The organism is Magnetococcus sp. PR-3 (assembly GCF_036689865.1).
Taxonomy (GTDB): domain Bacteria; phylum Pseudomonadota; class Magnetococcia; order Magnetococcales; family Magnetococcaceae; genus Magnetococcus.
Window position 1 is genome coordinate 1 of record NZ_JBAHUQ010000009.1, and the last position, 19405, is coordinate 19405.

Here is a 19405-nt window from a genome sequence, read left to right on the forward strand (position 1 = left end):
CCAAGGCTGGCCGGGGTGGTACACCAAGTGGGTTCACCACCCCATGCCATCGATTAGGCGGCGGCTTCAACCACAAACAGATGACTGCGCGCCCCCCGCACAAAGTGGGCGTGATGGGCGGTTTGGGCCATGAGTCCTTCAATCAGCAACCACGCCTGGGCGCTGCGTTCGGGAATATCCTCAATCACCACAAAACCGCCGGGTTTTACCGCCGTTAAAGCAAAGCGCAGGGTGTTAATGTTGGCATCCACCGCATGCAGACCATCATCAATAATGAGATCAAACTGCTTACAGCCTAAATGATCCGGCAACGCGGCTAGGGATTGAGGCTTGAGCTGATCCACATGGGCGGTGCGGATACGTGTTTCCTGGAATAGAATCTGCGCATCCACATCGGCACCATAGACCTGGGCCTGGGGCAAAAAGTCGCGGAATGCCCGTAATGAGGCCCCCGGCTTACCCCCCACCCCCATTGAGGAGACCAGTTTGGGGTTGTTGGTCCCCAAGCCAACCTCCAACAGGTTTAAGGGGGCATCCAGACCCAGTTTCTCCAGCAGGGTGGCATAGAGATGGTGGTAGTTGTGGATGGTGCTTTTATCCGACCCATACTTTTGGAACAGCGCCCCCAACGGTTGCGCAGTCTGGTTTACACCACCGCCCCAGCTCTCACAGGTTGGGTTTTGAGCAGGGGCTGCCACCACCCCAAGATCCTGCATCAACCCTTGTAGATGGGCAGGAAACTGGTTGGCATTATTCAACGCCAGGTTGGGATCGTTGACGTTGGCACTGTTGGGAAACCACATGGTCAAACGCTGTAGCAGGCCCATATCCACAAACCCATAGATCTCTTTTAGGGTATCAAAATCACGACGGGCACGGGTGATCTCCCGGTTACGCATGCGCGTCACTTCCTGCTCAATGGGATCCATGTCTGTTCCTTTCTTAACCCCGTTTAAGGGCCATCCACACCGTGTTGCCACGCCTGGGTAAAGGCGGCATGAAAGTGGGAGAGTTGATGGTGTTGGTGTACAAACTGGTAGGCGGCTTCCGCACGCTGCTCCAGCTCCTGCACAGGTTTTTGGGCCGCTTCTTGGCAATAGGCCACCAGGGTGTCAATTTGGGCATCGGGTAACATCAGCGCAAAGTCATGGCCATCCACCCCGCTTTGCTCGGTCATAATCGGGATCATGCCACCGGCCATCACATCCAGCACACTGGTACTGGCCCCTTCCGAACCGGTGGGGTAGAGCATAAAGGCCGCCTGCGCTACCAGTGTTTTAAACGCAGCACTGCTGATATCCACAAAACCATGCTGCTGAATGTTCGGTGCCTGGGCCAGGGTATCGGCATACAGCGCCAACAGCTGCTTTTCGATAGGCCCACAGATATGCAGCGTCAACGCTGGCATCTGCGCAAAGGCCTCAATACAACGGTCCAACCCTTTAAGCACCGCACCACTACCGCCAATCCAAACAAAATGGCGTTTGGCTTGGTCCATCTGCCGGGGGATATCCGCTTTGCTAAAAAACCGGTGGCTATGGTTGGGTACCCGATAGATGGGTCCATCAAACACCCCACGGTAGGTGCTGGTGGTCCAGGCGTTACCCAGGCAGATGATGGCATCACTGAGCAGGGCATTGCAGGTATCCTGATACGGCTTTAGGCGCATGGGGGGTAACAGCACCCCCTGACGCCGCTGTAGATCCCGCAAACGGTGCAGCTCCGCCACATGGCGCTGTTCGGTATAGGCTTCAGCGGCAAACAACAAACGCCGCCCTGAATACGAGCCTTTATAGCTGTTTTCCAAAGGGTTACCAAAACCAATCAGCACATCATACTGGGTATAATCAATGGGCTCATCCACCATGCAGTGGTAGACATCCAGATCATAACCAGACTGGGAGATGACCCGTCCAATGGTCCGGCTGGTTTCAATATTGGGGTGGTAGTTGGGAAAGCTGCGGTTGACGAAGGGATAGGGAATATAGCTGAGCAGCACCCGCCGCCCATGCTGGGTGGCATAGGGATTTTTAACCAAGGGGGGCTGTTTAAAAACCGCCATCATGCCCTCCTAAGCGCGCTCTGTTGGCAAGGCAACCCCGGCCTTGTGCAACAGCGCCTGGGCCAGTTCCGCCAACGGAGCGGCCTGCTCCTGGGGGCTGTGCAGCGCCCGTTCACACCAGGTGAGCTGCTCAGGTCCTGACCAGGCCGATTTTTGTAGCTCAACCAACTGGGCTTGCGGTGTTTGCGCAGGGGCTGTAGAGAGCACCGTCAACGGTTTTTTCATCCCCTCAAACAGGGGCGTAAAGTTGGCGGGCTGAGCCTGATCCAAGCCCATAAGCTGGTGACGCACCTGTTGGCAGATGGGCAGATGACCGTTGGCCTGCAACCACTGATCCACCCGCCCCTGAGGTTGAATGTTGCTCAGCGGATCCACCGCCACCACCCCAACCACCCGTGGGTCATCCGCCACCGCTGCGGCCAACACCGCCCCAAGGGAGACCCCCACCAGCAAAAAGCGCTGTCCGGGGCTATGGTTTAACACCAGGTTAAGATCCGAGATCAGAGCCTCCAACGTCAGCGTCTCTACCTGGGTATTAACCGGGCTATGGCCCCGCAGTAGCGGAAAGAGCAAATTGGCCTTACCCACCCAGGGAACCGCCCAACGGTAGAGTGGCTCTAGGGATTGCAACAACCCGTGTAGAAAAATCACGGTGAGCTCAGACGCCATGGTTTTTTCCACCAACGGAATGGCCACCTCACCATTATGCAGCATGCGTATGCCGCTATCCTGCTCTGAAAACCCCCGTTTTTCAGGGGGCAGAATCTGTAACTGATCCCACTGAAATTCAATATTTTTCCATAACAGTTTCTGGTTCCCGGCATTCACCAGGGTGCCATCCATCATCTGGAACAGGTGGGTCACATAGGGGCTGTTGTCGTAGATGGCATCCAGGCTGTTATCGGGAATGTTAAACTTGGCAAAGTGCTCTCGACGCACAAAAAAGGCATTGACCTCAAAAGCGGCCACCAGCTCATAGCCTTTGCTTTGGCCCAGCTCCACCATGGCCGCCAGAGAGGAACCATGGCTCACCTTGGGGTCGGCATCCTGAATATAGATCACATCATTGGGCACGGTCTGGTTGATCTCAATCACCACCACATGGGGGCGGTAGTGCTGGCAGGCTTTCCACACATGGTAGTCGTTGCCATCAATATCAATGCTCAACAGGGCGGGGTCTTCAGGACAGGGGGTCTGCGCCAGCAGGGTGTCCAGATTATCCTCCGCCGTATAACCGACAAAGGCGTTAAGGGGGTGAATATCCGGGTAAGGCTGGCAGTTATCCAACAGTTCTAAAAACTTACGGGCGCTGCCCTCAATCAGCACCCCCTGCCACCCTTGGTTGGTCAACAGGTGCCAGGTGTTGCTCAGGTGTTGGCCATCCCACGCGCCAAACTCCACACTAAAGCGGTTGGGGGGGTTAACAATCCCCATAATCGCCTCAATCACCCCATCTTCCCCACACTGTGAGTGCACATTGCGACGGTGTTGATGCAGATGAATGGATTGGGGGTTGAGTCGATCCCGTGGGGTTAAACGCATGGTGGGCATGGTGGTAGGCATCCCAGGCTAAAAAAAAGAGTGTAAAATCCGACCTTATTCTGCCCTGTTTTACGGGTAGCCCCAAGGATTATAAAACATGGCCCTGCCTCATCGGCCAAGGGTGACCCCAATGGCTGCCATCTCATGCAGGCTGGCGCCTGCTGGGCGACCGGTTTTTGCCCCCCCTGATGGCGCTTATCGCCCCCCCGACCCTCAGAAGAAAACCAACGGCGGATGCCCCAGCGCCACATCCGCCCCTTTAGCCCGAGCCGAGGCCAAAACACAGGGGCAAACCCGCTCAGAGTTCTCCGCCACCAGATAGAAGCGCGTGGGATGCCCCCCATGCGCCCAGGCGTCGGCAACCGCCCCCTTTACGCACAGGTAGCGACACACCCAGCCACAGCCCATGAGTGGGGGGATAAGGCTCTCGATGCACACGGCCCCGACCCTGACCAACTTGAAGCGTCGTAGGGGCTCCTGAACACTTGTTCGAGACCATGCCTTGCAGGGGCACCCAACGCCCCACCCCAAGCTGTGAGGGCATGGTAAAGTAAGTCAGGCCAGCAGGGCGGCACACCCAGACACAGCCCATGAGAGGGGGGATATCTTGACGCGCACGGCCCCAACCCTGCCCAACTTGAAGCGTCGTAGGGGCTCCTGAACACTCGTTCGAGACCATGCCTTGCAGGGGCACCCAACGCCCCACCCCAAGCTGTGAGGGCATGGTGAAGCTAAGTCAGGCCAGCAGGGCGGCACATCCAGCCACAGCCCATGAGGGGGGGGATAAGGCTCTTGACGCGCACGGCCCCAACCCTAGAGGGGGGCTGCTGGCTGAACACCTGTAGAGCAGTCCAAGCGCATGAACATCTTCGGGCTAGGCCCCACCAAACCGTAGAAAAATCGCCGGTGTGGGGAGAGGCCAACCCCGCCACGCGCCCCCAGTGCCTAACCGCAGGGGGGCACAACACCCTGCCCGACTACCCCCCAGATCCAGGCCGTCGGCTGGACCGGTGGTGCAGCTGATCCAACTGGTCCAGCTCCCAGGGGGTAAAGCCCGCCTGAAGGCGCACCTCGCGGTTTACCGCCCCTTTGCTGCCATATTTAAAACGCCCATTGCTGGTTAACAGATCCAAAAACGCCTGTTGCCGGTCCATACCACGGGTCTTGCACAGCGCCGCAAACCAGCGGCTGCCCGCCGCCACATGGCCGATCTCCTCTTCCCCAATCTCGGTGAGAATGTCGGCGGTCTGCTGGTCGCCCCCTTCCAGGAACTTACGTCGCATAATGGGCACCGCCTCTAAGGCTCTGGCCTCAAGATAACGGGGCACCAACATCATGCGGTGCAGGGGATCTTCCGCTGTTTTTTCCGCCATTTGCCACAAACCATTATGGGCGTGAAAATCCCCATAATCGTATCCATATTGACGCAGCCGATCACGCAACATCTCATAATGTTTGGCCTCTTCCAACGCCACCTGCGCCCAGTCCCTATAATAGGCGTGGGGCAAGCCAGAGAAGCGCAACACTGCATCCCAAGCCAGATTGGTCGCCACAAACTCAATATGGGCCAAGGCATGAATATGAACCGCCCGCCCCTGGGCAGAAACAGGGTTACGCTTAGGCACCTGCTTAGGCGAGACCAGCTCTGGCTTTAGGGGACGCCCCGGTGCCTGTACGCCACCATGCCCCACCACCCCATAGTCCGTCTCATGATCAAGCGCCAGCCACAGCTGGGCCGCTTGCCGGGTCAGGGCCATTTTGGTTTCAGGATCGGTCTCATAATAGGCCGACAAGGCCACTTCGCGGGCAAAGTTAAGGGACATGGCTTTCATTCAGATCAGAGGGGAAAACACCTACTTTATAAAGCTTCCTAGCCACAGACAACCCCGACTGTCGCCGCGGATGCTTTAAAGCTCAACAGCCCCCCCAAACGCAGCCCGCCCGCACATGCCGCCCGCTGCAACAGCAACGCGACCGCACCACCCGAAGCCCCCAAGAAAAAAGCCCGACCAAAAGGCCGGGCTTTTTTAAAAAGAGCCTTCCACAGAGCGATCAGCAGACCTTGGCGGCCGCCCGGATCAATGCCCGACCTTTTTCAAAGGCCTGATCGTTGATATCCACCAACTTGGGCTTGCGCACCTTAAAGCGATCCAGCAGGCACTTTTTCAGCACCTCCGCCCCAAAGGGTAGCTGGTCGGCCACGGCCCCCAACATAATGCTGTTAACCAGTTTCAGGTTACCCAGCTCACGGGCCGCTTCACCGGCATCGAACGGATAACAGGTCACCCCGGCTTCACGGATCGCCATTACCGGGTCCTCTGGATAATCAAACAGACCAATGGAAACCACAGGGGGCTCCAAACGCAGCGTATTCACCAACGCCGCAGCACCAGGACGCAGATGGGGGATCCAGCGCATGCCTTCAGCCGCTTCAAAACCCAGAATAAAGTCCGCCGTACCCGCGGCCACCACCGGGGAGAACACCTTCTCACCAAAACGCACGTGGGAGGTCACCACCCCACCCCGTTGGGCCATACCCGCCACTTCGGTTTTTTTAACATCATGACCGGTGGCAATGGCCGCCTCAGAGAGCACCTCTGCCGCGGTCATAATCCCCTGGCCGCCAATACCGCAAACCAGGATGTTTGTCGTTTGATCCGCTTCCATCAGGGCATCTCCGCAACAACAGGGGTAAAGGGTAAAATGGCATCGTGGGCGCAGGTATCGGGGCAGAGATTACAGCCGGTACAGGCGCTGGTCTCAATCTTCACCCAGGCCAGATCGACCTCTTTACCGTTATTCTTCACCTCTTTACCACGCTTGGTGACCAAAATAGCCGGGCAGCCGACATCCAGGCAGTTGGCGCAGCCGGTACACTTATCTTCCTCCACATAAAGAGGCTTAAGGGCATCATAATCATCAATCAACACACAGGGTTGATCGGTCAAGATCACAGAAGGCTCGTTCTGCTTCACCTCATGACGCACCGTCTTGAACAGATCGGGCAGCACATAGGGGTCAACACGGCGAATACGCTCCGGACGCACACCCAGGGCCTCCACCAGCTTGGCAAAGTCCACACGGGGGGCCTCTTCGCCATGGATATCCCGACCGGAACCGGGGTTTTCCTGACCACCGGTCATACCCACCGCACGGTTATCCAGCAGCATAATGGTGACATTGCCCTTGTTATAGACAATATCCAACAACCCCTGCATACCCATATGCAGGAAGGTGGAGTCACCAATCACCCCCACAATGCCCTTCTTCTCATCCACCGCACCCCGGCCTTTATCCAGACCCAGGGCAATCCCCATGGAGGCGCCCATAGAGATGCAGGTATCCAGTGCCTCCCAAGGGTGACCCGCACCCAAGGTGTAGCAACCGATGTCGCCAGAGATGTAGATGTTACGAACCCGTGAGAGGGTATAGAACACCCCAAGGTGGGGACAGGCGGTACACATGGTGGGGGGACGTGGGAACACCTTCACCGGGGGAATGGTGACCGGCGGCTTGTAGGTCTCGCCCAACAGTTTGGCCACCGGGCCCCGCATATTGGCCGGGGAGAGCTCACCAAACTCAGGCAGGATATCCTTACCGTGGATCACCACATCCAGCCCCATGGCCTTCAGCTCGCCTTCAACCAGCGGCTCAACCTCTTCGGCCACCACAATTTTTTCCACCTGCTCAGCCAGGGCACGGATCTCACGCTCAGGCAGCGGGTGGCTAAAACCCATTTTTAAGATGGGGTGGTTGGGGAAGGCCTCTTTGACATGCATATAGGCCGGGCCGGAGGTGATAAAACCAAGGCGCTTATCCGCACCCTGCTCCAGACGGTTCAACCCACTGCGGTTGGCCATATCCTTTAAGCGGCGGTCACGCTGCAACATCCACGGCACCCGTTTTTGGGCTGCGGCGGGGGTCATAACCCAGCGGTCAGGATCTTTTTTAAACCCCGCCACCGCTTTTTCATGGCGCTCCCCAACCGTCACCATGGCTTTAACATGGCAAATACGGGTGGTCATACGCAGAATAACCGGGGCATCCAGATCTTCGGACAGGCCAAAGGCCAGACGGGTCATCTCAAACGCCTCTTGCGAGTCCGCAGGCTCCAGAATAGGCAGGTGGGCAAAACGGCCCCAAAAGCGGGAGTCCTGCTCATTTTGTGAGGAGGAAAAACCCACATCGTCCGCCACAGCGATCACCAGACCGCCCCCCACACCCGCCAGGGTTTGGGTCATTAAAGCATCAGAGGCCACGTTCAGCCCCACATGCTTCATGGCACAGAAGGCACGGGACCCAGCCATAGAGGCACCGATGGCAACCTCCAGAGAGACCTTCTCATTCACCGACCATTCAGAATACATATCCTTAAACAGGCATACGTTTTCCAAAATTTCTGTGGAGGGTGTTCCAGGATAGGCGGCCGCCACACGGCAACCGGCTTCCCACACAGCACGGGCCACAGCTTCGTTGCCCGACAGTAACATTTTTGTACCCGCTTCTGCGGATACCAAGGGATGCGTTAGCATACGTTTATCCAACTTTCTCAGGGTCTCGCGCCCTGCTGGTCCAAACCGATAAGGATCGCCGGTTACCCCTTCCGGTGATCCACCACCCGTACCGCTTTACCTTGGGAACGGGGTACTTCACCGGGCATTTTCACCGCCACGCGACAGGAGATCCCGATGAAATCCTTAATATCCTTTAATGTCTTACTGGCCACACGATCCATCGCTTCCTGCCCCTGTTCAGCCAGGGGTACCGACGCTTCAACGTTGACCAGTAAAGAGTCCATATTACCGTCACGGAACACTTCAATCTGCCAGAATGGCGAGAGTGTCTCCGTCTTTAACAACACCGCCTCAACCTGAGAGGGAAAGACGTTCACACCGCGAATAATCAACATATCGTCGGTACGTCCCATGGGTCTGGCCATGCGTACATGGGTCCGACCACACTTACAGGGTGAGGGGTCTAAAAAGCTGATATCCCGTGTGGCATAGCGGATAATGGGGAAGGCCTCTTTGCTCAGGGAGGTGATGACCAGCTCCCCTTTTTCGCCCACCGGCAACGGCTCACCGGAGTCGGGATCCACCACCTCAACCATGAAGTGATCCTCCCACACATGCAGCCCTTTTTTGGCATGCACACACTCCTGGGCCACACCGGGGCCGATCAGCTCCGACAGACCATAAATATCCACCGCATCAATATGCAGGCGTGACTCAATTTCATAGCGCATGGCCTCGGTCCAAGGTTCCGCGCCAAAAAAGCCCACCTTCACCGGCAGTTTACGCATATCCAGCCCCATCTCCTCGGCCGCTTCCGCCAGGTTCAGCGCATAGGAGGGGGTGCAACAGATGGCATCAGGCAAAAAATCTTTAAGCAACATCAACTGCTTCTGGGTTTGCCCACCAGAGATAGGAATAACCATGCAGCCCAGCTCTTCGGCCCCGTAGTGAAAACCCAACCCCCCGGTAAACAGCCCATAACCGTAGGCGTTCTGCACCCGGTCACCGGCCTTCAAACCGCCGGCGCCCAGGGAGCGGGCCATCAGGCTAGCCCAGGTTTTGACATCCCGGCGGGTATAGCCCACCACCGTCGGTTTACCGGTGGTGCCTGAGGAGGCATGCACACGCACCACCTGCTCTTTAGGCACCGAGAACATGCCAAACGGGTAGTTTTGGCGCAGATGTTCCTTTTTGGTAAAGGGCAGATGCCGAATATCGGCCAGGGTCTGGATGTGGTGTGGTTTAACCCCCAACTCATCCATGGCTTCACGGTAGTGATCCACCGTGGCGTAACAGCGCTCTACCGTATTTTGCAAGCGGCTTAGCTGGAGCTGCTGTAGATCCTCACGGGGCATCGATTCCAATTCAGGCTGAAACATCTTCCAGGTACTCCTTACCCACCAACAGGTCACAAAAAAATGGTCCCCAGGGGTTAACCATCCCCCTTTATGGGTTCCTTCTAAGGGTGTCGGCCACCGATCTTTGGCCCGTCACAGGCTCCGCCCTGCTCCGGCCAACCACACCCTGCTCAACCACCGTCACCCCCCTTACAAGTGGGGTCTCACGGGCTCGCACAGCCCTATAAGGGCTCTGAACTTTTAGGCTCCATCCAGTGGTCCACATGGTCGGAACGCATATAGGCGGTTCCTGAGTAGTGGGCCACATGGGTGCCATCTTCCTTATGCACATTCACATCATAATGGCCGGTTTTGCGGCTACGGCTAAGCTGCTTGGCTTCGCAGATCAGCACCTCGCCCTCATAAGAAGGGGCCGAGAAGGTGATGGAACAGGAGAGCGCCACCGCCACCTGCCCTTCACTGTTACAGGCCACACCAAAAATGGTATCGGCAAAGGCAAAGACCGCCCCACCGTGGATAATCCCCACCCCGTTGAGCATCTCCTTACTCACCACCATACGGGCCAACCCATAGCCGACATCGGCATCGGTAAACTCAATACCCAAGGTACGGGCAAAAGGGATGTCACACATCCAGCGGCCCACTTTTTGGGCCAAGGCCTTGGCATCGTCACTCATCGGTTTTACATATCCTCAGAAATCATATCGTAACCCCGGTCTTCCAACGCCTTAACCAGCGCCTGGGGGTTGGCGGCCTTAAAGCGGATAATGACAATCCGCAGACCGGTTTTATCGGGGTGTAAGGGGGAGACAACCGTGGCGATATAGCCCCCCAAAGCATTGATCCGCCCCAACAGCTCGGTCAACTTGCCGGGTGCATCGGACAGGTGCATGGCGATCCGGGCACTCTCTTTTAAGGTCGAGCCGGTGACATCCAAAAAAAAGTCCATCAGATCAGACTGGGTCACCACCCCCACGAGCTGATCGTGCGCATTTAAAACCGGCAAAAAACCGATCTCTTTTTCCCGCATCAGCACCCCAGCCTCTTCAATCAGGGTCTTGGGGCCGGTGGTCACCACCGCTTTTTCCATAATGGTCTGGGCGGTCACCTTGCTGAGCAGATAGTTGGCCTCAGAGACCGACAGGGTGGTCACCGCTGAGGGTTGGGCCCGCTCCAGATCATGGCTGGTCACCACCCCCACCAACGCCCCATCCTCCACCACCGGTAGATGATGAAAGCGGCGCGTACGCATCAGCTCATTCATCTCGGTCCAGGTCGCCGTGGGGGCGATGGCAACCACCTCCAGGGTCATGATGCGATCCACATACATGGGCTTTCCTCTGCTCCGTTTAAACGTCACAACAACCAAACCATGGCCTGCACCCAACAGGGCCCGCCAAGCCGACTCCCCTACTCACCCCGCATACCGACTGCACCGGGCCGATCAGGGGAGCCTGTCACGGTGGGGCCACCGCGCTTAACAGCCCTGACCAGGCCGCACGCGCTAACAACGCGGGTTTAGTGGCCCAGATAGGCCTTTTTAATCGCTTCATCATTAAGCAGCGCCTTACCCGCCCCCTCCATCGCCACCCGCCCGGTCTCCAGCACGTAGCCCCGGTGGGCGATGGTGAGCGCCGCACGGGCGTTTTGCTCGACCAACAGGCAGGTTAAACCCTGTTCACGGTTTAGGGTTTTGATCACCCGTAAAATCTCCGCCACCAGCAGGGGCGCCAACCCCATGGAGGGTTCATCCAACAACAGCAGCTTGGGTTTGCCCATCAACGCCCGACCAATGGCCACCATCTGCTGCTGCCCTCCCGAGAGGGAACCGGCGGCGTCGTGGCGTTTCTCTTTTAAAATGGGGAACAGATCATAGATCCACTGCAGGGTCTCGCTCAGCCAAGCTTGCTGGTTGCGCTGGGCATAGCCCCCCAGCACCAGATTATCCTCAACCGATAGGGCAGAGAACATCTGCCGCCCTTCTGGCACATGCCCCATCCCCATTTGGGTCCGTAGGTGGGCTGCGGTTTTGGTAATGTTGGTGCCCGCAAACTCAACCTGCCCAGCCGCCATGGGTTGCACCCCTGAGAGGGTACGCAGCAGCGTGGTCTTACCGGCGCCATTGGCCCCAACAATGGCCACCAGCTCACCGGTGTGGACCGTCAGGGCAATCTCTTCTATGGCGGTTACCCGGCCATAGCGGCTGCTTAAACCCGCGACCTGTAACATGACTTCAGAGGCCATCAGTCAACGCTCCATCCCCCAGGTAGGCTTCGATCACACGGGGGTTATCACGGATCTCCGCAGGGCTACCCTCGGCCAACTTACTGCCAAAATCCAGCACCAGCAGCTGTTGGGAAATCCCCATCACCAGCTCCATATTGTGCTCCACCAACATGACGGTTATGCCACTTTGGGCCAATTTTTCAATTAACGCCCCCATCACCGCCGTCTCGGTATCGTTCAACCCTGCCGCGGGTTCATCCATCAGCAACAGCTTGGGTTCGCTGGCCAGGGCACGGGCCACTTCCAGACGTTTCAACTCACCATATGGCAGGGCATCGGCATCGCGCCCCTCCAGGTGGGAGAGCCCGCAAAAAGCCAGCGCGTCACGGGCTTGCTCCTGCATCAAACGGTCCTCTTTAACCGCTGAGGGCAAGCGCAGTGCAGCCGCCCAAAAGCCCGCCTGACCATGGCGATGCCGCCCCACCAGGACATTCTCTAACGCTGACATATTGAAAAAAATTTGAGGGGTCTGGAAGGTTCGGGATATCCCCATGGCCGCCATGGTGTGGGGTTCGGCCCCAACCACCGCTTGATCGTTATAAAAGATCTGCCCAGAGCTCGGGGTGTAGATACCCGACAGCAGATTAAACAGGGTGGTTTTACCGGCACCATTAGGACCGATCACCGAGAAGATCCCCCCCTGCTCCACCGCAAAGCTCAGCTCAAAAATGGCCGAGACCCCACCAAAGCTTTTGGTTAAATGGTCGGTACGCAGCAAGCTACTCATCGCACCGCCTCCGCACCCGGTTTAAAGCGGGTGAACAGCCGCACCATGGCCACCCACACCCCCTGGGGCAAAAAGATCATCAGGGCCATCATAATGCCCCCGAGAATTAGCATTTCATATTCATCAAACAGCACCAACACCTCAGGCAGTAGGGTCAGCACAGCCGCGCCAAACACCGCCCCATAGGTGGAGGCCAAGCCCCCAAGCACCACCATCACCACCAGCTCAATCGAGAAGTGGAAACCAAAGGTCTCAGGACTGACAAACCCTTGTTGATGGGCAAACAGAGAGCCCGCCACGGAGGCAAACAGGGCGGAGACCACAAAAATTTTAACTTTAATGGTGGCGGTATCCACCCCCATCATCTGCGCGCCAACCTCTGAACCATGCAGGGCACGCAACCCATGCCCCACGCGGGAGGCCACCAGGTTTAGGGCGATCCAGACCGAGATCAGCATGGCCACCATCGCCACCCCGTACCACTGCAGGTCGGTTTCGATCATCCAACCAAACAGGGCGAGCGGTGGGATATCACTCAGGCCATCCGGGCCGCCGGTAATCTCCACCGGCTGCACCATAAGGATGTTGCAGATAATGCCAAAGCCCAGCGTGGCCATAGCCAGATAGTGCCCTTTTAGGCGGAGCACCGGACGGGCAATACCCCAGGCGACAATAAAGGTTGCCCCCATCCCCACCACCATGGCCAACCAGGGGTTCAGACCAAAGTTGGTGGTGAGCAGACCACTGCTGTAGGCACCGATGCCAAAGAAGGCCGCATGGCCCAGCGAGATCTGCCCGCCATAGCCGATGAGCAGGTTTAACCCCACCGCCATCATGGCGTTAAAGGCGATCATGGTGCCCACAACGGTGACGTAGTAGTTATCCGGGAACAGGACCGGCAGCGCCGCTACCAGCACCACCAGGGCCAAAAAGCTCAGCAGACGCCTCATACCCGCGCCCCCTGTTTTTTACCAAACAGCCCACTGGGACGGAAAAACAGCACAAACAGAATGACAATAAAGGCGATGGCATCTTTGTAGCCGGAGTCGATCAACCCCGCCCCTAAAGACTCCAACACCCCCAAAATCACCCCACCAGCCACCGCCCCCATGGGGGAACCCATGCCCCCCAGGATGGCGGCACAAAACCCTTTAAGCCCCAGCATCATGCCGGACTCATAACTGGCCAGACTAATGGGCGCCACCAGCACCCCCGCCGCCGAACCCAACGCCGCCGATAAACCGTAGGAGAAAAGCAGCATGCGCCGCACCGGTATACCCGCCAGCGCGGCGGCCATGGGGTTTTCGGAACAGGCAAGAATCGCCTTCCCCGTCAAGGTCTTATTAAAGAAGCGATGCACCCCAAACACCAGCAGTGCCGTGACCCCCATGACCCACAGGTTTTGGGGCAACAGGGTCGCACCGCCAATATGAATGGGGGTATCACCAGAGAAGTGCGGCAGCGCATGGAACTGTTTACCCCAGATCAGCAGCGCCGCCCCCCGCAAAAAGACCGAGGCACCAATGGTGATAATAATAACCGCCACCACCGAGGCCCCACGGGCCTGGGCAATGGCAAAGCGTTCCAGCGCCAACCCCACCAGCACGGTCATGGCCATAGCCGCCAGAATCGCCACCGGTAGCGGGGCCCCACCAGAGACCATGGCGATGGCCCCCATGGCCCCCACCATCACGAACTCCCCCTGGGCAAAGTTCACCACCCCAGAGGCGTTATAGATAATGGCAAACCCCAGCCCCACCAGGGCATAGGTCGCCCCCAGTGTGATGCCAGTTAGCAGGTATTGCAGCAGTGCATCCATCATAGTGGTCGGTGACCTGTCTTACTTAACGATGGTCCAGTTACCATTTTTGATTTCCAACATCTTAAAGGCATCCATACCCAGCCCCAGATGATCCGTGGCGCTCATGTTGAACACACCACCGGTACCCACAAAGCCCTGGGTCTTCTCAATTTCATCCCGGATTTTTCTGGAATCCAGACTATTGGCACGATCAATGGCCTGCAGAACCACCATCAAACCATCATAGGCGTGCCCACCAAAGGTTGAGACGGAACCATGCTTGGCTTCATAGCTGTTTTTATAGTCCAGCAGCACCTGTTTTTGGGGGTCACTATCGGGCAGGCTTTCGGCCACCAGCAGCGCGGCGGCGGGCAGACGTACCCCTTCAGCCGCTTTACCTGCCAGCTGAATGAATTTTTTAGAGGCCACACCGTGGGACTGATAGAGCGGCACAGTAATACCCAACTGGCGCACGTTGCGGGTCACGATGGCGGGACCGGAGCCCAGACCAAAGTTTAAAATCGCCTGGGCGTCGGTGGTACGGATTTTGGTCAACTGGGCGGTCATATCGGTATCTTTTTTACCGTAGGACTCATCGGCCACAATTTTAATACCATACTGAGGGGCCAGGGCCTGGCTTTGGGTACGACCGGATTTATCAAAACCACCATCACCGGTGATCAAGGCAATTTTGGAGATACCACGGGCCTTCATATCGGTAAAGATCTTGGCCGCCGCCATACGGTCGGTATGGGGCATTTTAAAGGTCCACTTCTGTACCGGTTCGATAATCTTTACCGACCCAGCCAGGGAGACAAAAGGCACCCGGGCCCGTTTGATATCTGGCATAACCGCAATGGATGAGCCCGAGGTGGTCCCCCCCACAATGGCGTGGACCCGATCTTTTTTAAGCAGACGCTTGGCAAACTTCACCGCCATTTTGGCTTGGGTGCCGGTGTCATAGTGGATCAGCTCGACCTGACGGCCATCGATCCCACCCTTGGCGTTGACTTTATCCACATACATTTTCAGGGTCTTTAGCTCCGGGTCCCCCAAAAAGGAGGCCGGACCGGTGACCGACAAAAAGGTACCAATTTTAATATTCTCTGCCTGGGCTGTAGCCACACCCAGACCTAAACTGACAACCGCAGCGGCCATGGTTAGATTTTTTTTGAACGACATCAGCACATCTCCTTAGCGCAGCTGTATTAGAAGCGGTAGTTCAGTTCAAAACGCGCAAAGTGGGCGTTATCTTCATCCGCGGCATAGTAGTCACCGGGGTTCAGGAACTCATAAACCATGTGGCCACTCCAGCTCTTATCCATTTTATAGGTCAGTTTGCTGGCCAACAGGGCACCCCGGTTTTTACCGGTACCCGGACCATCATCGGTATCCGCCAAGATCATGTGACCACGCAGCTTACCGGCCAGTTTGTCGGTCAACTGAGCGCTCACACCCACAGAGGGGGTGATGATATTGCTGTAGTTACCGGGGAAGTTGTTGGAGGTGTTGTTGGCGGTGACGCCATCACCAATGACACTGTAGACATACAGTTCACTAAACTGGGGCCACTGCCCCCAAACCTGGTGCCAGCCCTCTTCATCGGTGGTATTGGGATCATCACCGGAGAGGTAGTATAGGCTCAGGTCGGCTACGGGCTTCATGCTCTCAGCCACGGGCAGCTTGTACTTAAGGGTAAAGTCAAACAGGTGGGCGTCACTAAAGTCGATCCCCCCTTGGCGCTCGCCCCACTGGGTTGCCAGCTCTATGTTTGCCGACAGTCGGTCACTGAACTTTGGCATAAAGCGGGCCCCCACGGTGTGCAGGTCGGCATCGTTACCGTCCCCATGGGTATCTTCATGTTTAAAGACGTAATAGTACTCCTGCTTAACCGAGTACTTGTTGTTTTTAATATAGATACCACCACCACGACCATCGTAACCGGCCAGCTGGCGCTCTTTGCTGTGCAGAGCAAAGTCATCTTCATCATTGTTGGCCATGGCAAACAGATCCACCGAATAGTCGGGCATCTTGTAGCTGGCACGAACGGCGTTATGGTAGATGGTACGGGAACCATCCCCGGGGGTGCCTTCCAAAATCACCTTACCGGTGCCGTAGATCAACGCCTGACGACCAATGCGTAGGTCCAGCTTACCGCCGAGCAGCTTGGTGAAGTCCAGGTAGAACTCATCAAACACAAACTCCGAGATAAAGCGCTTGCTCACACCGGGCTGGGCACCACTGGAGTCTTTATCATTAAAATAGTCCCAGAACTCATTGGTCACCCGCGCTTTAAAGGCGGTGTTGTCCGTCATCTGGTAACGACCCCATAGGCGGCTACGGGTACGGTGGTAGAGCCACGGTGCTAAAATGGTTCCGCCCAATTGGGATGAAAGGGGAATTTCATCCATGTTCACAACCCGAAAGCGCACATCACCGCCCCAGGTAAAGGGATCGCCCTTTTTATCTTCGGCCAAAGCCGTTGTGGTCATGGAGAAGGCCAACATGGAGGCCGCCAAGGTCATACCCGTCTTGTTCATATAGTCCACCCCATAGCGTGTTACAGAGCACCTAAACCACGTTTTTGCCATCATTTTCATGAATGACATAACGGTTTAGTGCCCAATAAAGCCCAATTTGTCGTGTGATAACCTTCAATTCATAGCAATATTTCCACCACAAAGCAAACGGAAGTTACGAAAAACAAACACATATTATACAAACATCATTATTGAAAATATGTTTTTAACTGTATATAAATTTCATTCCCTCCATCTGCCTCTTTTTTGGGCTTTGTATTTATTGAGCTATCTCGCGCACCAATGACATTCATCAAAATCATACCAACTTAGGTCTAGATTCATTTTAATGATGATCCTTTTGCCCCCTGCATTACCCGCCTATACTTTCTTCCATTCACCCACTATTGAGACCCGCCCCCAGCCAAGGAGCCCCCCGTGGATTATAAAGCCCTCATGCGTCCCGGCATTATCAACACCATGCCCTACCGACCCGGCAAACCCATTGAGGAGGTTGAGCGGGAGCTCGGTTTAAGCAACATTGTTAAACTGGCCAGCAATGAAAACCCCGAACCGCCCCTGCCTGAGGTACTCACCGCCATTCAAGGCGCGGCCCAGACGCTTAACCGCTACCCGGATGGCGCCTGTTTTGCCCTGACCAAAGCACTGGCGGAGCATCTTAAGGTCGAACCCCAATCGCTGATGCTGGGCAACGGTTCCAATGAAGTGATTGATATGCTCATTCGGGCGTTGGTCTCCCCCGGTGAAAATGTGGTCTACGCCCACCCCAGTTTTGTGGTCTACCCCATCACCTGTGGTATTCACTTTGAGTGTGGCCGCGCGGTGCCCTTGGATAAGCATGACAGTCACGATCTACCCGCCATGGCCGCGGCGGTGGATGACCAGACCAAACTGCTGTTTATCTGCAACCCCAACAACCCCACCGGCACCTACACCACCCAGGCAGAGCTGGATGTGCTGATGTCACAGGTGCCTGAGCATGTCATGGTGGTGCTGGATGAAGCCTACTATGAATATGTCACCGCTCAGGACTATCCCGATACCCTGCCCATGCTGGCGCGCTACCCCAACCTGATTGTGCTGCGCACCTTCTCCAAAATCCACTCCCTGGCCGGGTTACGCCTTGGCTATATGGTGGGGCATCCTGATCTGGTGGCGGAGCTACATAAAACCCGTGAACCCTTTAATGTCAACAGCATAGCCCAAGCCGCAGCCATGGCCTGCATTGACCGGTGGGATGTCGTCGCAGGCCGCCGGGAGCGCAACGCGGAACATATGGCGAGCTTTGGCCAAGCGCTGGCGGGTTTAGGTTTTGAGGTCACCCCATCCCAGGCCAATTTTCTGTTGGTACGCCACGCCAAACCCGCAGGCTGGTTGTGTGGCGAGCTGCTGAAAAAAGGGGTGATTGTACGCCCCATGGATCGCTTTGGCCTGGGGGATGGCGCCCTACGCATCAGTGTAGGTTTGCCCCAAGAGAATGCCGCCTGTATTGCAGCCTTAACAGAGATCTTGGCCTAAGGCGGGATCTCTGCACCCCCCCCTTTTAAACCCTGTTCCCCAGGGTTTAAAAGGGGCCCCCAAACAGCCCACGGCGCGGACAGCCTGAGCCCCCCAACCCCTAGCCCATGACCTGGGCAGAAGAGCCCCCCAAGCTACAGACCCCCAGCACAGCCGACGATGTAACCAAGCCAGCCCCAGAGAGCCTATCCATTTAACAGAGCTGGCCCTCCCCTACCCCCATCCCTCACCAAGGGGGACCGACCCGTTTGCTCAAGCCCCTCAGGGCCACTCAGCCAGCCCCCATAAAGCGCCCCAGCTGAACTTAAGGGCATGCCGCAGGCTTTAGATACGCCACAAGCCGTCCATCATGCTCGGGTTGGCTTGACGGTCACCGACCGTGGCGGCATCGCCTGTCGCCACGGCTTCTGATGTGAGCGGGGGTTGGAGCCAGCGCTCTCTTGGCGTATGGAGCAGGACGAGGGGCGTCGAGGATCACCCCCGACGCGGATGAGGGGCGAGGGGCGTCGAGAGTCGCCCCCGACGCGGATGAGGGGCGAGGAGCACCGGTGGCGGCCCCTTTGTGCTCTCCAACCGTAAGCGGGCCCCCCTGTTTGAACCATGGCGCGAGATCCCCGCGGTCGAGATGATCCGTTTTGGCCCCCTCTTCCTGGGGCTCTTCCCCCGCGCCCCCCCCTAGAGCGTATGGCAGCTCTCTGGGCTTATCAGCGGGTATCCCTCTGGGTTCATACCCAGCCCCCCAAAAAAAGAGGACCGAAGCGGTGGTCTATACACGGGTTACTTAGGGCATCAACCGTGGCCACCAGGCGGTGCAACGCAGAGGGAACAACGATGATGTGGAGACCATATGTGAACAGCACCCCAAGCGCCTGCGCCAGGGTAGGCCCCGAACCTGCCCTCTATGGCGCGCCCCCTGGGGTAGACCACGACGGCCCCCGGTTGCAAAAGGGGGCCGAGCTTATGCGCGCTGCCCTGCGCGGCCACACCACCCGGCTTGGCGCACCCAATCTCGGTATTGGCCACCCATACGGGTAAAATCCCCCTCAGGCCGGACGAC

17 protein-coding genes are annotated in these 19405 nt (G+C 57.0%); 2 read left to right on the forward strand and 15 right to left on the reverse strand.

The window, feature by feature from the left end; all coding sequences use genetic code 11:
• Positions 1-53: 53 nt before the first annotated feature.
• Genes V5T57_RS07130 through V5T57_RS07140 form a run of 3 tightly spaced genes read right to left on the reverse strand, consistent with a single transcriptional unit; the run spans position 54 to position 3613 of the window.
• A complete protein-coding gene (locus tag V5T57_RS07130) occupies positions 54-929 on the reverse strand; it encodes a class I SAM-dependent methyltransferase (RefSeq protein ID WP_332890490.1) in 876 nt (291 codons plus the stop codon).
• Positions 930-952: 23 nt separating this feature from the next.
• Complete coding sequence (locus V5T57_RS07135) at positions 953-2062, reverse strand: glycosyltransferase (RefSeq protein ID WP_332890491.1); 1110 nt, start codon at positions 2060-2062, stop codon at positions 953-955.
• 9 nt (positions 2063-2071) lie between these two features.
• On the reverse strand, positions 2072-3613 hold the full coding sequence (locus tag V5T57_RS07140; protein ID WP_332890492.1) for an alpha/beta fold hydrolase: 1542 nt from the start codon (positions 3611-3613) through the stop codon (positions 2072-2074).
• A gap of 333 nt (positions 3614-3946) precedes the next feature.
• Here V5T57_RS07140 and V5T57_RS07145 point away from each other — a divergent pair, with 333 nt between their 5' ends.
• On the forward strand, positions 3947-4075 hold the full coding sequence (locus V5T57_RS07145) for a hypothetical protein (protein ID WP_332890493.1): 129 nt from the start codon (positions 3947-3949) through the stop codon (positions 4073-4075).
• Positions 4076-4581: 506 nt separating this feature from the next.
• Here V5T57_RS07145 and V5T57_RS07150 read toward each other — a convergent pair.
• The 12 genes from V5T57_RS07150 to V5T57_RS07205 all read right to left on the reverse strand — a co-directional run bounded on the left by V5T57_RS07150 (position 4582) and on the right by V5T57_RS07205 (position 16830).
• Complete coding sequence (locus tag V5T57_RS07150) at positions 4582-5427, reverse strand: ferritin-like domain-containing protein (protein WP_332890494.1); 846 nt, start codon at positions 5425-5427, stop codon at positions 4582-4584.
• Positions 5428-5656: 229 nt separating this feature from the next.
• The gene (locus tag V5T57_RS07155) at positions 5657-6271 is read right to left on the reverse strand and encodes an indolepyruvate oxidoreductase subunit beta (protein WP_332890495.1); all 615 of its coding nucleotides are present in this window, start codon (positions 6269-6271) and stop codon (positions 5657-5659) included.
• Entirely contained in the window at positions 6271-8136 is a 1866-nt protein-coding gene (locus V5T57_RS07160) for a thiamine pyrophosphate-dependent enzyme (RefSeq protein ID WP_332890496.1), read from the reverse strand. Before V5T57_RS07160 ends, V5T57_RS07155 begins: the two co-directional genes overlap by 1 nt.
• Before the next feature lie 62 nt (positions 8137-8198).
• Positions 8199-9497, reverse strand: a complete 1299-nt coding sequence (locus V5T57_RS07165) for a phenylacetate--CoA ligase family protein (RefSeq protein ID WP_332890497.1) — start codon at positions 9495-9497, stop codon at positions 8199-8201.
• A gap of 200 nt (positions 9498-9697) precedes the next feature.
• Positions 9698-10153, reverse strand: a complete 456-nt coding sequence (locus V5T57_RS07170; protein ID WP_332890498.1) for a PaaI family thioesterase — start codon at positions 10151-10153, stop codon at positions 9698-9700.
• A gap of 5 nt (positions 10154-10158) precedes the next feature.
• The gene (locus tag V5T57_RS07175; protein ID WP_332890500.1) at positions 10159-10806 is read right to left on the reverse strand and encodes a CBS and ACT domain-containing protein; all 648 of its coding nucleotides are present in this window, start codon (positions 10804-10806) and stop codon (positions 10159-10161) included.
• A 188-nt stretch (positions 10807-10994) separates the two neighbouring features.
• Positions 10995-11720, reverse strand: coding sequence for an ABC transporter ATP-binding protein (locus V5T57_RS07180; RefSeq protein ID WP_332890501.1), 726 nt, complete (start codon positions 11718-11720; stop codon positions 10995-10997).
• On the reverse strand, positions 11710-12489 hold the full coding sequence (locus tag V5T57_RS07185; protein ID WP_332890502.1) for an ABC transporter ATP-binding protein: 780 nt from the start codon (positions 12487-12489) through the stop codon (positions 11710-11712). Before V5T57_RS07185 ends, V5T57_RS07180 begins: the two co-directional genes overlap by 11 nt.
• A complete protein-coding gene (locus V5T57_RS07190) occupies positions 12486-13439 on the reverse strand; it encodes a branched-chain amino acid ABC transporter permease (protein WP_332890503.1) in 954 nt (317 codons plus the stop codon). Before V5T57_RS07190 ends, V5T57_RS07185 begins: the two co-directional genes overlap by 4 nt.
• Complete coding sequence (locus tag V5T57_RS07195) at positions 13436-14311, reverse strand: branched-chain amino acid ABC transporter permease (protein ID WP_332890504.1); 876 nt, start codon at positions 14309-14311, stop codon at positions 13436-13438. The genes V5T57_RS07190 and V5T57_RS07195 overlap by 4 nt, the downstream gene beginning before the upstream one ends.
• An 18-nt stretch (positions 14312-14329) precedes the next feature.
• A complete protein-coding gene (locus V5T57_RS07200; RefSeq protein WP_332890505.1) occupies positions 14330-15472 on the reverse strand; it encodes an ABC transporter substrate-binding protein in 1143 nt (380 codons plus the stop codon).
• Between the two features lie 26 nt (positions 15473-15498).
• Complete coding sequence (locus V5T57_RS07205; RefSeq protein WP_332890506.1) at positions 15499-16830, reverse strand: alginate export family protein; 1332 nt, start codon at positions 16828-16830, stop codon at positions 15499-15501.
• Between the two features lie 417 nt (positions 16831-17247).
• On the opposite strand from V5T57_RS07205, the gene hisC reads away from it, so the two are divergent.
• On the forward strand, positions 17248-18348 hold the full coding sequence (hisC, locus tag V5T57_RS07210) for a histidinol-phosphate transaminase (RefSeq protein ID WP_332890507.1): 1101 nt from the start codon (positions 17248-17250) through the stop codon (positions 18346-18348).
• The last annotated feature ends 1057 nt before the right edge of the window (positions 18349-19405 follow it).